14 protein-coding genes and 1 riboswitch are annotated in these 12,424 nt (G+C 35.5%); of the genes, 7 read left to right on the top strand and 7 right to left on the bottom strand.

Annotated elements, in window-relative coordinates; translation table 11 throughout:
• A partial coding sequence (locus B2R82_RS03555) for a hypothetical protein (protein WP_286923556.1) occupies positions 1-189 on the top strand: 189 nt, incomplete at its 5' end.
• Between the two features lie 107 nt (positions 190-296).
• Complete coding sequence (locus B2R82_RS03550; protein ID WP_286923555.1) at positions 297-707, top strand: hypothetical protein; 411 nt, start codon at positions 297-299, stop codon at positions 705-707.
• A 46-nt stretch (positions 708-753) separates the two neighbouring features.
• Here the strand turns inward: B2R82_RS03550 and B2R82_RS03545 are convergent, their stop codons facing one another.
• The 3 genes from B2R82_RS03545 to B2R82_RS03535 all read right to left on the bottom strand — a co-directional run bounded on the left by B2R82_RS03545 (position 754) and on the right by B2R82_RS03535 (position 2,725).
• Positions 754-1,620, bottom strand: a complete 867-nt coding sequence (locus tag B2R82_RS03545) for an NmrA family NAD(P)-binding protein (RefSeq protein WP_286923554.1) — start codon at positions 1,618-1,620, stop codon at positions 754-756.
• Positions 1,617-2,093, bottom strand: a complete 477-nt coding sequence (locus B2R82_RS03540; RefSeq protein ID WP_286923553.1) for a hypothetical protein — start codon at positions 2,091-2,093, stop codon at positions 1,617-1,619. Before B2R82_RS03540 ends, B2R82_RS03545 begins: the two co-directional genes overlap by 4 nt.
• 92 nt (positions 2,094-2,185) lie before the next feature.
• On the bottom strand, positions 2,186-2,725 hold the full coding sequence (locus tag B2R82_RS03535; protein WP_286923552.1) for a MarR family winged helix-turn-helix transcriptional regulator: 540 nt from the start codon (positions 2,723-2,725) through the stop codon (positions 2,186-2,188).
• Positions 2,726-3,437: 712 nt separating this feature from the next.
• Positions 3,438-3,543: riboswitch (SAM riboswitch) on the top strand.
• 122 nt (positions 3,544-3,665) lie between these two features.
• Between B2R82_RS03535 and B2R82_RS03530 the strand changes: the two genes are divergently transcribed.
• Complete coding sequence (locus tag B2R82_RS03530) at positions 3,666-4,403, top strand: cyclase family protein (protein WP_286923595.1); 738 nt, start codon at positions 3,666-3,668, stop codon at positions 4,401-4,403.
• A 40-nt stretch (positions 4,404-4,443) separates the two neighbouring features.
• Here B2R82_RS03530 and B2R82_RS03525 read toward each other — a convergent pair whose 3' ends face one another.
• Positions 4,444-5,034: a DedA family protein gene (locus B2R82_RS03525; protein ID WP_286923551.1), complete on the bottom strand. Its 591-nt coding sequence runs from the start codon at positions 5,032-5,034 to the stop codon at positions 4,444-4,446.
• Between the two features lie 155 nt (positions 5,035-5,189).
• Positions 5,190-5,963: a Cof-type HAD-IIB family hydrolase gene (locus B2R82_RS03520; RefSeq protein WP_286923594.1), complete on the bottom strand. Its 774-nt coding sequence runs from the start codon at positions 5,961-5,963 to the stop codon at positions 5,190-5,192.
• Positions 5,964-6,258: 295 nt separating this feature from the next.
• Between B2R82_RS03520 and B2R82_RS03515 the strand changes: the two genes are divergently transcribed.
• From B2R82_RS03515 to B2R82_RS03505, 3 genes are all read left to right on the top strand, one after another.
• Positions 6,259-6,954, top strand: coding sequence for a DUF2225 domain-containing protein (locus B2R82_RS03515; protein ID WP_286923550.1), 696 nt, complete (start codon positions 6,259-6,261; stop codon positions 6,952-6,954).
• 22 nt (positions 6,955-6,976) lie between these two features.
• Positions 6,977-7,330 (top strand): hypothetical protein, encoded by a 354-nt coding sequence (locus tag B2R82_RS03510; protein ID WP_286923549.1) that lies wholly within the window; start codon positions 6,977-6,979, stop codon positions 7,328-7,330.
• A 183-nt stretch (positions 7,331-7,513) separates the two neighbouring features.
• On the top strand, positions 7,514-8,938 hold the full coding sequence (locus B2R82_RS03505) for an erythromycin esterase family protein (protein ID WP_286923548.1): 1,425 nt from the start codon (positions 7,514-7,516) through the stop codon (positions 8,936-8,938).
• A gap of 43 nt (positions 8,939-8,981) precedes the next feature.
• Here B2R82_RS03505 and B2R82_RS03500 read toward each other — a convergent pair whose 3' ends face one another.
• Together B2R82_RS03500 and B2R82_RS03495 are read right to left on the bottom strand one after the other, a co-directional pair.
• Positions 8,982-10,157 (bottom strand): DUF4272 domain-containing protein, encoded by a 1,176-nt coding sequence (locus B2R82_RS03500; protein WP_286923547.1) that lies wholly within the window; start codon positions 10,155-10,157, stop codon positions 8,982-8,984.
• A gap of 25 nt (positions 10,158-10,182) precedes the next feature.
• Positions 10,183-11,457, bottom strand: a complete 1,275-nt coding sequence (locus tag B2R82_RS03495) for an SMI1/KNR4 family protein (RefSeq protein ID WP_286923546.1) — start codon at positions 11,455-11,457, stop codon at positions 10,183-10,185.
• A gap of 289 nt (positions 11,458-11,746) precedes the next feature.
• On the opposite strand from B2R82_RS03495, the gene B2R82_RS03490 reads away from it, so the two are divergent.
• Positions 11,747-12,388 (top strand): TetR/AcrR family transcriptional regulator, encoded by a 642-nt coding sequence (locus B2R82_RS03490; RefSeq protein ID WP_286923545.1) that lies wholly within the window; start codon positions 11,747-11,749, stop codon positions 12,386-12,388.
• Positions 12,389-12,424 lie beyond the last annotated feature (36 nt).

Below are 12,424 nucleotides of genomic sequence, written 5' to 3'. Positions count from 1 at the left end.
GCCTCCACTTTTGATCAGCCTAAGCTTGTTTTCGATCGGGTTGCCTTCACTTTTGATCAGCCTAGACTTCTTTTTGATCAGGTGCCTTCCTTTTTTGATCAGGTTGGTTCACTTTCGATTAGCTCTAACCCTTTCTCTTATCAGGTTCCTTACTTTCAATCGGCTAAATTTTCTCTTCACTCATCCTAGGTATTGATTTGATAATACCCTAGACGTGAATCCCTAGAAGTAGCGAACACCGAAAGTCCCCGCTGCACATAAGATATAGTATTAGCAAGTGGATAGGAGGAATTTAGTTGTATTACAACCCTTATCCGATATTTGTCTATCCTACCTATTATCCAACATTGGCAATAGTAAATCCTCCAGCACATCACCAACCAGCTAGATATTTAGCTATGCCGACAAACCCGATTAATACCAATCCATTTCCAGCTGTCAATACAAATAAGTTGAAAATTTCCGCCATGCGAGTAAAGAGAATTATGCAGCAGATTCAGCTACTTACAGATAAAATTGACGGATCAGAACAATTTGCACATGATCTTATGGATGCCGCACAGAAGTCAAAAAAATCAGAAGTTGAAAGGTTAATCATCTCGTCTGGTATTACTATGACATTTGAAACAAACTATACACCAGATAATATTCGGATTGTGTTTACAGATAGTGAATGTTGTAAGCTTTCATTAGTTTTAAATTGGTAACAACACCTTTTACAAATTGGCTCTTTCATAAGAGCCCCTTATATTTTTATAAAAATTTCTCTCTCGTTTCATATAAAAACGCTTCTAATGAACGTGGCTCTTTCCCTAACAAGCGCCTAACTGTATCAGTAGGTTTTTCTGGCACCATTACAGACATTATTTGAATTTCAACAACATGGTTCGCTAACCAGATTGGCATCTCATTATGCTTTATCAAATTTTGCCTTAATATATCTGGGTCCATATCAATATAGCGGACAGGGTGATTAAGAAGAATGGTTAATTTTTCCGCTACTTGTGGATAACTGTACACCTTTGCCCCTGTAAGTGTATATATTCGACCTGCTAATTTCCTATTCATAAATATTTCTGCTGCCACATCTGCAATATCTCTACAATCAATAAAATTGCATTGTGCATCTCTCATACAACCAAAAAATACTCCTTTGGAAGAAATGGTGTCCCGCCATTTAAGTATATTTTGCATAAATGCGTAGGGACGTAATATTGTATATTGCAGGCCTGATTGCATTAATGTTTGCTCAATTTCTTGATGCCATCCAGCTATAGCTACTGGACTGCTTTCTTGATAGAGAGGACAAGAAATTTTTACAACATGCTCAATACCGACTTCAGTTGCCTTCTGAATAATGGATTGCTCAATTTCAACCTGCCTTGGTGTATTGGATAATGCTAAAAACAACTGACTAGCCCCAGACAGTGCGCGATGTAAATTTTCGGGATTAGAGACATCTGCTGCCATAAATTCTACAGCAGAACAATCTAAGCTGTTTACTTCATTTAATAACCTGTTTGGATCTCTACTAATTACTCGGATTTGAGTATCCCTCTTCATTAAGCTTTTTACTAGCTCTCTACCAATCATTCCTGTTGCTCCAATTACTACTATCATTTTTTAACGCCTCCACTATGAATTTTTTTATGAATACTATATTTCCATCTCCAAGCAATCAGTCCACTAGCAATTGTGGAAGATAAGGGGAGATCTATCCAAAGAAAATAAAATGCATTTAATTGTTGATGCTGAATAAAGGAATTCATTACTATGAATGTTATCCAAGCACCGATTAACCCTAATAAAAGCCCTATACTTAAAAATAAAGCTACAATTATAGAATAATGTCCAAAAGCAATCCGACTTTTATAAATCCCACGTTTTTGAAACCATAACCCGATTACCCAAGCAATTATTGCTGAAGATCCACCAATAGAAGTACAAGCTCGGATTGATAGTGAGACATCACTGGTGAAAAGCCCTCCAATTCCAGCCATAATGGTAGGCATAACAAACGCAAGCAATACTTCTTGCCATAGAATAAAGCTATTTTCTTGATGAATATCCTCAACTTCGTTAATCGTTTTCATTTTAGACCTCCATTTTTCCACGATATATAATTAGGCACCTAACTATATATCAAAAAGGAAAGCTAGCCTACCAGCTAACCTTTTTGTTTCTTTTAATCATATGAGCTATCATCACTCGCTGCAATTCCTTGCATTATTCTATCTAATAACTCAAGAAAAACCCCTCGCTCCTCGACACTTAGAAAGTTAACAATTGACTCTAACCAAGCAAAATGTTCTGGAGCCATATCTGATAGTTGTTTTTTTCCTTTCTCAGTTAATGTCACTAATTTTAGACGACCATCCTCTGGACTCAAACGCCGTGAAACTAGTCCATCTCTTTTCAAAATATCAATTAAACCTGTCACAGTAGCTCTTGTTATCCCAAGATGCTCTGCTAATTGAGATGGCAATTCTTCACCATCATTGTCTTCAAGATCAGCTAATAATCGATAGCGACCTGTAGATAAACCAAATTTAGAAAAATGGTTTTCCGCAGCACTTCCTAGCATCGCACCTGCAGCCATTAATCTCGATGCGACAAGTATAGCCTGTGCATCAACTTCTAATTGGTAACGTTCAATTTGACTTTTCGATTGAGCAAACGAAGGAGCAGCATTCATATCATACATTTTATTTTTATCTTTAACCATACATGTAGTATGGCACCTAACTATTTAAATGTCAAATATTTCTTTTATATTTTAGGAGACCCAATCCACATAATAAATTATGTTCTATCAATGAATTTAAATTCCTATTGACTAACGAAGCCCTGTCTCCATGATGAAAATTGTAAATGAATTCCGCACTTTTGGGCTTTTAAGATTATCTTCCCTGGATTGCACGTTGGGGTTACCGTACTTCCTAGTCTAATTTCTAAACATTTCCTAGCTTTAAAAGGAATGGTTGATTATGATACTAGCCTTATAACACAAGGAGCATTGGAGCTTTATTTAAAAAGTGGAATGTTTCATTTACATAGTACAATGCTTTCAAAAAAGTATGGAGAAAAGTCAACATGAAGGTACAAAAACTAGCAAACTGGATTATTTACGACCAAACTCGCCTGATACTAAACTTCAATTTGTTTTACTACCAGAAAAAATATAGAAACTTTAATTCAACATTTACTGATAAAAGACATGCATATTAAAGCCATTGGCGAAAATTACTTTTTACAAAAATCAATACAAAAAAAACAAATCAATCCCTAATTACACAAGGTCTTCAAAAAAATTCATGGCTGTAACAGAAAGAATAAAAAGTTACACGTTTTCCTTGTATCCCTATTGAACTTGTAAACTATAAATAAATATGCTATTGTATTTGTAATCGTTATTTCTGAAAATTCTTATATTGCATTTCTTATCAAGAGAGACGGAGGGATTGGCCCTATGAAGTCTCAGCAACCAGCCTATAGGTATGGTGCTAACTCCAATTGGCAAAATGTTTGCCTTGAAGATGAGAAGACTAACATTTGTTGCTTTACACAAGAGTCCTCTTCTCCAAGGAGGACTCTTTTTTGTGGTTATGATTGGACAAGTAAGACAAGCAGGAATAACTCATACTAATAGAAAGCAGGTAAATACGATGTCGAATGAACTTTTACAAGCAGTGCAGCTATTGAAATCAAGAAAATGGGTGGATTTAACACATACATTTGGACCAAATTCACCTCACTTCTTTATGTTTGAGGATGCAAAGTTTGAAACCTTATTTTCACATGATGATGGTTTCTTTGCGCAGCAATTCACTTTTCCTGGACAATATGGAACACATATCGATCCACCTATCCACTTTGTTAGGGACACACGCTTTTTAGAAGATTTGGATTTAAAAGAATTAGTACTACCCTTAATCGTGATTGATAAATCGAAGGAAGTCGAGCAAAATAATGATTTTACCTTAAGTGTTCAGGATATTCTTGACTTTGAGGCTGAGCATGGAGAAATTGAAGCAGGTACGTTTATTGCCCTACGTACCGATTGGAGTAAGCGTTGGCCTAATAAGGATGCCTTTAATAATAAGGATGCTGAGGGTCATAATCATATACCAGGTTGGGGATTAGAGGCATTACAGTTTTTATTTAAAGAACGAAAAATTAACGCTATTGGTCACGAGACTTTCGACACTGATTCAGCAGCGGATTTTCGCAAAAATGGTAAGTTAGATGGTGAATATTTTGTACTTGAGCAAGACACTTATCAAATTGAGCTTTTAACAAATTTGGATCAGCTACCGCCAAAAGGGGCTGTCATATTCAATATTGTACCGAAACCAGAAAGAGCGTCTGGATTCCCTGTTCGTTCATTTGCCATCTTACCTTAAAAATAAATAAGGGTCTTATTCGCTTAGAAGAATCAGACCCTTATTTATTTCTTTTTTTGAAAAAATAATAAATGACCAACATTAATATGATGAATACTACGATAAGATAAATACTGTAGTGAGATAAGTAAAATCCCACATAGCGCCATTTCTCACCTAATACTTTTCCTAATGTAATAAAAGTAAATGTCCAAATAAACGCGCCTGCATAAGCAAAAATGGCAAATTTTCTATAAGGATAGTTGTTAATGGCTGCTACATATGCGGTAAGATGGCGTACACCTGGAATAAAATAACCGATTAGTAATAAGGCTGGTCCTATTTTCGTAAATAATTTTTTAGTAAAATTAATTTTTTGCTTAGTAATATGAATCTTCGGACCATATTTATGTAACAAAGGTAGCCCGAATCGAAAACCTATATAATAACTTAAAGTAATGCCACCTATTGCACCGATAGTTGCGCTAAGTAATGCCGGAACATGTTCTAGTGTTTCTCGATATACACTATATCCTATATATGTTAAAAATATTTCATCAGGAATAGGCAGCCCGACAATCCCTCCAACTAGGATAAGAATTATGCCAAAATACCCGTAATGTTCAATAAGAGATTGTACATGATGTGCCATAAAATCATCCCACCTAAAGCATTTTAATAACTTTCGTTAGCTTTATCATACTCAATGTAGTTAACATTATGAGTGCCATAGCTTCAATCTTTTTTTACTTTGACATCCCCTCTAAATTTACTAAAAATATTATTCGATTCCAAATAATTACTTTCTTAAATTATTTGTAGCTCTTTCAAGGCATAATATATACCCCCTTCAATGGATTTCTTCGTTATATAATCAGCACTATTCTTCAATGCCTCACTTGCATTACCCATTGCAACCCCAAAACCAACCTGTTCTAACATATCTATATCATTATCGCCATCGCCAAACGCAAGTGCTTCCTCAGAACTTAAATTGAAATAATCAAGTACAGCCTGAACAGCAATCGATTTGGAAATATCAGATTGCAATACATTCGTAATATACGGATGCCATCTTTTAAATTTTAAATGAGGAAATTGTGTTGTATATATTTGCTCAATATCTTCATTAGCATATAAACACATTAGATAAATTTCCTGTTCTACAATATTTTCATGAAATTCAGGAAATTTAGATAAAGATAATGTTTCTTGCAGGGCTTTAAGTGTCCTTGGCTTGTGTACGTTATTCATAAATAATTGTTCTGTAAAAAATGAAAGACTTTGTTTATTCTCATTAGCAAAGGCATGAACTGCTTGGACTATATTTTTGTCAATTGGTACTTTATGTATTACCTGATTTTGATGCTTAACATATGCACCATTTGCGGTTATAAATGTCTCTATACCCATGTTTCTTAAACTTTGACACATTGATAAAGGTCTACCTGTAGCCGCAACAATACGAATTCTCCTCTGTTTTAGCTCATCTATTACCTTCCTTGTGCTTTCTTCAATACAGCCATCTTCATAATTAATAAGTGTTCCATCTACGTCAAAAAAAACAATTTTGCAATCCATCATACACACTCCATTTTCATCCATCAACATAAATAGTTACAAATACCTACATTAAAGCATAATCCATTTAACTTTTATTCATTATACTGAAAAACACTATTGCAAATACATATAGAAACCTCAACAAACAAAAAAGTAATAATATTTTCACTTTAATAATGCTAAAGGAGTATACCAAAGAACATAGAATTGTTAAAATGAAAGATAATCAATTAAATACATTGAACGATAATACCCATCGTAAATATAGAACAAAAGAAATAATTAATAAATCAGCGTAAAGGAGTTGATTCTTATGGCATTTAACATTTACTACTATGAAAGTAGTGTGGATTGTAAGTTTTGCAAAAAGCACTTTACCACTTATAAGGTACGTCCTAATCGTTATAAAATTGTCGAAGAGCAAACAGATTTCATGCCCGTCTATGAGGGCTTAAATCCATTGCTATATGAAGTCGCTGTTTGTCCGTTTTGTGGCTATGCCTACCATAAATCCATGACAAGAACCTATGGGCCTTTCATGCTCCTTATCGATGAGCTGTACATTAAAGAGCTTCAAAAACCTATGAACATCTGTCAAGAGCGTACAGTGGATGATGCCATTATAAGTTTTAAGCTTGCTTATTTAGTGTCCAGGGCATCTATGGAAGAATCACTTCTTATGGCAAATTTCGCTTTAAAAATTGCCTGGTTATATCGCTTAAAAGAGGATCAGGAATCAGAAATGCGCTACCTTTTTGCGGCAAGGGATTTTTACAGTAAATCATTTGCATCCAATCAAGAAGGTAGTGAAAGAATTCAATATTTACATGCAGAATTAAGCCTACGACTTGGCGACATGACTGAAGCGAAAAAGGGATTCTCTCGATTAATTGCAGATCGAAATGTTTCCAATAAATATCGTAAATTGGCTCGCAATCGCTGGGAAAATTATAAGTATGATGAACAGTCAATCATCTTAAACGAAGATATTGGAAAAATTATCAATTGAAAGGATAAGGAGAGAAGTTACTATGCACCGATTTGTCAAAACAATTGATGTGAGAGAGGAAGATATATTTTCTGAACTACATCATTTTTTACTGAGAAAAAATAATCGCTATTTAACAAATGATGAGGTCATTGCATTAACAGGGGTTTCCGTGGAGCTGCTTTATAAATGGGTGAAGGCAGGAAAATTAAAAAATTCAATTTTCCCTAATCTAGGTGCCCCTTGTGAACGATGTGGGCAAATTACACAGAAAAAAATTTGTATTAGCTGCTCATCAACAATTGTTAATACACTAAAGCAGGAAGAAAAGGATCGTGCATGGTTTAATCAAATACAACGCAACAATCACAGGACTAGTACATACCACTATAAATAAGTTAAATACAACACCTCCAAAGTGTCCTATCTTTTCGATATCACACTTTTGGAGGTTTTTTAATCTATCTTCCTGATTCAAGACATAAATCCAAATTTAAACAAAATTTAAACAGAAATCTCCTTAACTTTAAACTTACCTGCGTATAATTGGGTTCAATCTATTGCGAGGGATTGATGAACAATGACAAAAGGGAAAAGAAATAAAATGCTATTATCTTTAAGTATTGCATTGACAAGTTTTATAGCATTTAATGGGAATGCAAATGCGGCAGTGGCTGCTCCAAAGATAGCAGAGCAGACAAGTTTAGAGCAGGGATCAGAAGTAAAGCAAGCTCGTACATCTAATGAAGCACTACAAGACTGGAAGAATTGGGTGAATGACCATGCATATAGTTTAAATTCCATTCAGCCTGAATCCTTTGAATCAACAAAAATTGCATCCAGTAAATTTGAAGATTTAGAGATGCTAAAGCCCTTATTACACGATAAGCGTATTGTTTTTTTAGGGGAAAGCTCGCATGGTGTAGCAGAGTTTAGCCTAGCAAAAACACGTATCATTCAGTTTTTACACCAAGAAATGGGCTACAACGTCCTTGCCTTTGAAAGTGGTATGGGGAACGTTATGAATGCTCAGGGGAAAATTGATAAGCAATCGGCTCAGCAGACAATGAAGGATGGAATTTTTGGTGTATGGTGGTCAAAAGAGACCCTACCGTTATTTGAGTATACTAAGAAAACCCAATCTACAGAGCAGCCTCTTATGTTAGCTGGCTTTGATATTCAACAACAAGGTGCCTTTACAGATGGGGGATGGCTAGAAAATAATCAGCTTGCTAAACAGTTCAGGGAGGTAGAGAATCAGCTTGTAGATTGGACCTACAGCAAGGATTTAAAAGGATATCAAAAGGCCAAACCAAGCATTATCGATGTGTATAAACAAGTAAAATCACAAATACCACTTAAAGAGAAAGAGTTAAAAGCAGCTTATCCGAGCGAGCCTCATATTACAAAGCTTATGGAGCGTACATTAGCTGACCGTATACGCTTAGCAGAAGAGTATGTAGAACTATCTATTCAATCAAACATTGATACTGAGCAAAATAAATATGATTCATTCTTTAAAACTATGGAATGGCGGGATCAAGGCATGTTGGAAAATTTACTTTGGCTAGCAGAGGAGATTTATCCGACTGAAAAGTTTATTGTTTGGGCACATAATGACCATATTCGCAAGGCCCAATCTGAAGTAATGGGCTCCCCTTATGCGCTAAACTTAATGGGTGAACGTCTACCAGACATCTATAAAAAGTATAGCTATGTACTTGGTCTATATATGGCAAGTGGAGAAAATGCAAGCAATGCACGTGAAACTTGGTCTGTATTACCTCCAGTCAAAGGATCTACTGAGGATATCCTTTCCTCAACGAAGAAGCCATACACATTTATTGATTTACGAAATCGCCAAAATGAAAGAGGTAATTCATGGATGTTTGAGCCACGTATATCCTATAGTTGGGGAGTTATGCAAGAGAGCTTTGTTCCTCGTGATCAATTTGATGGCATCCTTTTAATCGATAAAGTAAGTATTCCAAATTACATCGAATAAATTTTATAGCATTTAGCAAACTAGTTTTTCTAGTTTGCTATTTTTAAGTATCCATCGAAATCGTATCCCAGTCTTCATTGTGATGACCAATCAACCAGAATAGGCCTCTGCGCCTTTCCATAACAATACTTTCATTTACATCAGCAGGAGTCATTCGTTTTTGTATACGACTGTCTACGCAAGCCCAGTGTAGCCTATAGGTCTTGTCGGCTTCATCCAATATTTCTTCCTGGCTACGCATCGTAGTTTGAAGATAAAATTGCTCAAACGTTTCACAGTTAGAAATAACTTGAATAGCAAACTCACAATCACATACTTCATCAGGAAAATCAAGCTTGTCAACAAATCCAAGTACCCAAATTAGTGTCCAATAAGCCTCATATTGCCATGAAATATTAATGGCTTCCTGTGCATTTGGTTGTTGACTATATAAAAAGGCTATTTCATTGTCAGTTAGAATGTCTTCTACTTCATATTTACGCAACATACTGCTAAAGAAGTCTCTTGATTCCTCTACATTTTCTCCTTGTGCCACATCACAAGCAAATTGAATAACAATTAGTAAAGCTGCAGCTCTCCTAGCAATATCCTTTTTGGTTCTAAACTGACAAGCCTCAATTGGTGGAAGTTGCGGGAGTGAATCTGTATATGGAATACCCTTTTCTTTTAAATAGGCTATTGTTTTATTCTTTCTTTGATGGCCTTCTTCCGATGTCACCTCTTGTCCCCTCACCTTTTGTGTACAGGCATAAGGTCTAAAGTTGGATGGTCCCGATTGTCCATCAGGATAAACAATGACTTCTCCTTCTTTGTCTAATAAGGTGCCATTGGGTACAAAGCCAATACCCCCTATCACTGATAGTAGATTTGTAAATAACTGCATCTGTTCATCCTTTATCTCTTTTTCAGATTCAATTGCAATTACTGTATTTAACACAGAAATTTGCGTTAACACTAATTCTTTTAAATTGTCATCTTCAAAAGGAATACTGTTGTAAAAGCCCATCATTCCAGGAATATTATTCGCAAAGTATTCTGGGTTTGTATCTTCAGACATCACTCTAATTATCAATTTGTATTTATTAAATAATGCTTTGGATTTTATGAGATACTCATCTTCATTTTTTTCAACAGTAAAACCTTTACTAAAAACATCAGAAATCTTACAATCGATATCCTCTATATTATTCAAAGAAGCAAATATAGTAAAAAAGCTCAAGCATTTCTCCTCCTTACAATAGGTTTCACCAATGATTCAAGCCTTCTAGAGCTTGGTTAAATAGCTGTTTATTTTTTCGTAGTACTTCATTGTCCTTCCAAAATGCAAGCAATTGCAGCCATTTCTCCTTATCTACTTGATCTGACGGCTTAATTTCCTGCTGCATCATTTGACATACTGCTCGTATAGCTGTTAGGCGCTCTACTTCACTACCATTCAACCACTCAAATAATGTTTCTGCACTCGGCTGTGATTCGACTAAAAGCTGATCCCATCCACCTATCGGAAAGGAAACATAGGGTTTCATCCAAGCTATCGTTTTTGAGCTATGAAAATGACGTAGTCGATGTAAAGCTGTATAAGAATCAATTTGCGCTTTCTGAATATCTTGAAGAACAAGAGATAGCCCCTCTTCTTCTGGTAGACAGAAGGCTGTTAAATAATCTCGAATGCAACTAGGTATATCATTTCGGTCTTTCCAAAGTGTCCTTATCCAATCACTTGCCTCTGTTGCACAAACCTTTACTAGCACCTTACACCATGCTTCTTTATCTACTAGACGCTGTGATTGTTCAATTTGATTACGAAGTACAGTATACACATTTCTAGAATCGAACCGTGTAAATGCTTGTTGAACTTCTTCCTCTTTCACACCATGCATCGATACATATATTAGTAAAGAATCCAGATGATACATAGCTTCCTTCCATGTTGAAGTTAAATATTGTTCAAGCCACTTTAGCCAGATTTGAGAGTTGGTCAGGCTTAAATCCAGTCCATCCTCACTACAAAACTGTCGATGCTGTCCACAATCTACTCCTACGCATCCTAAAGTTGTAACCCTCTCTATATAATCCCTAAAACTCCAGGCTAGCAGGTCGAACTCATCCTCCTCATGACTCCAATACCAAACGGAACCATCCCCAGCCTTCATAAGAAGTGCATCACCGTTTCCAGCCGTATGAAATTGTAGATATAATTGTTCATCTTCATTTTCACTATCTCCACCAAAATCAGGGAATTCGAGTTCCTCCAAGCTCCAACCAAAATTACCTAAAGGCGTGTCCAGCTCAATAGGGAGTAGTGCCTCATTAGGTAAAGACCAATACACTCCCACTTGTCGAGAACAATGAAGTAATACATCACGGAACTCGGAAGGAATCGGAACACCAAGCCGCATCTCTACCATTGATAGCTCTTGCTCAGTCGCTACAGGCTTTATCTCAAGTGGATGCATCCAAGCTCCTTGTTGTTCAAGCTGTTTTAATAAATGTGTCCATCGATCAATCCATATTTGCATGACTATTCCTCCATGTAAAGAAAAATACTTTCGGATAAAGTGTTACATTTTTTCTCCATTAAATGTATCGTCAGAAGTTCATTTACTTATTAGGAGTAGACTTTAATTTACCTAAAAACACGCGGATCTTACCTCCATTTAAACTCAAAATATATGCTAAATGGCTTATCTCTACTAGTTCTTTTCTAATTTTCTTAAGTGATTCTCACAAATAGTCTATTGTTGACAATTTAAAGAACTGCCTCTAGTATTATAAATACATTCGAATGTATCTATAAGGAGATATTTTATGGCCAGAAATAAATATCCAGAAGTTACGAGAAAAAGAATAATTGAATCAGCTGTTAAATTATTTACTGTAAACGGTTGGGATAATGTAACGATTCAAGAGATTGTAGATGATGTGGGGGATATTACTAGAGGAGCCTTCTATCATCATTTTAAAACCCGTGCTGATGTTATTGATGCCATCACAAAGGAAATGCTAACGGCAAATAATTATTTTAATGACATATCAGATTTAAAAAACTTAAATGCTTTAGAACGTTTAAGACAAGGCATTTCCTTTTCAATTTCTCAAAGCACAAAGGAAGAAGATTTATCCACAATCCCTTTTAAAATGAATTCTGCTGAATTTGTTTATAGTCGCATCACAGAGGGCGTACAAGTTGTTGCACCAGGTATTCAAAAAATTATTGATGAGGGCAATCGAGACGGCTCATTGCAAGTTGCTTTTCCTAAGCAAGCAGCTGAAACCTTTACAATGCTTTTTGATATTTGGATGAATCCTGAAATATTTCGTGTAAGCCGAGCTGAATTTATTCAAAAAATTGAACATATAAGTTTGATGTTCAAAGGAATCGGAATGCCACTTATGAATGATGATTTGAAAGATGTTTTTTTAGCATTATTTGATAAAGTTCAGGAATAGTAGACTACTTTATGTAGTCATGTTGTTGAAATACTA

The sequence above is a fragment of the Lysinibacillus sp. UBA6686 genome, assembly GCF_002455205.1.
Classification (GTDB): domain Bacteria; phylum Bacillota; class Bacilli; order Bacillales_A; family Planococcaceae; genus Lysinibacillus; species Lysinibacillus pakistanensis.
The sequence above is the reverse complement of the archived record's forward strand: the minus strand, read 5'-3'. Positions and strand labels throughout refer to the sequence as shown.

Coding starts and splice junctions, on each gene's coding strand:
- B2R82_RS03545 (WP_286923554.1), bottom strand. CDS start 1,620: ATGATAGTAGTAATTGGAGCAACAGGAATGATTGGTAGAGAGCTAGTA.
- B2R82_RS03540 (WP_286923553.1), bottom strand. CDS start 2,093: ATGAAAACGATTAACGAAGTTGAGGATATTCATCAAGAAAATAGCTTT.
- B2R82_RS03535 (WP_286923552.1), bottom strand. CDS start 2,725: ATGGTTAAAGATAAAAATAAAATGTATGATATGAATGCTGCTCCTTCG.
- B2R82_RS03530 (WP_286923595.1), top strand. CDS start 3,666: ATGTCGAATGAACTTTTACAAGCAGTGCAGCTATTGAAATCAAGAAAA.
- B2R82_RS03525 (WP_286923551.1), bottom strand. CDS start 5,034: ATGGCACATCATGTACAATCTCTTATTGAACATTACGGGTATTTTGGC.
- B2R82_RS03520 (WP_286923594.1), bottom strand. CDS start 5,963: ATGGATTGCAAAATTGTTTTTTTTGACGTAGATGGAACACTTATTAAT.
- B2R82_RS03515 (WP_286923550.1), top strand. CDS start 6,259: ATGGCATTTAACATTTACTACTATGAAAGTAGTGTGGATTGTAAGTTT.
- B2R82_RS03510 (WP_286923549.1), top strand. CDS start 6,977: ATGCACCGATTTGTCAAAACAATTGATGTGAGAGAGGAAGATATATTT.
- B2R82_RS03505 (WP_286923548.1), top strand. CDS start 7,514: ATGACAAAAGGGAAAAGAAATAAAATGCTATTATCTTTAAGTATTGCA.
- B2R82_RS03495 (WP_286923546.1), bottom strand. CDS start 11,457: ATGCAAATATGGATTGATCGATGGACACATTTATTAAAACAGCTTGAA.
- B2R82_RS03490 (WP_286923545.1), top strand. CDS start 11,747: ATGGCCAGAAATAAATATCCAGAAGTTACGAGAAAAAGAATAATTGAA.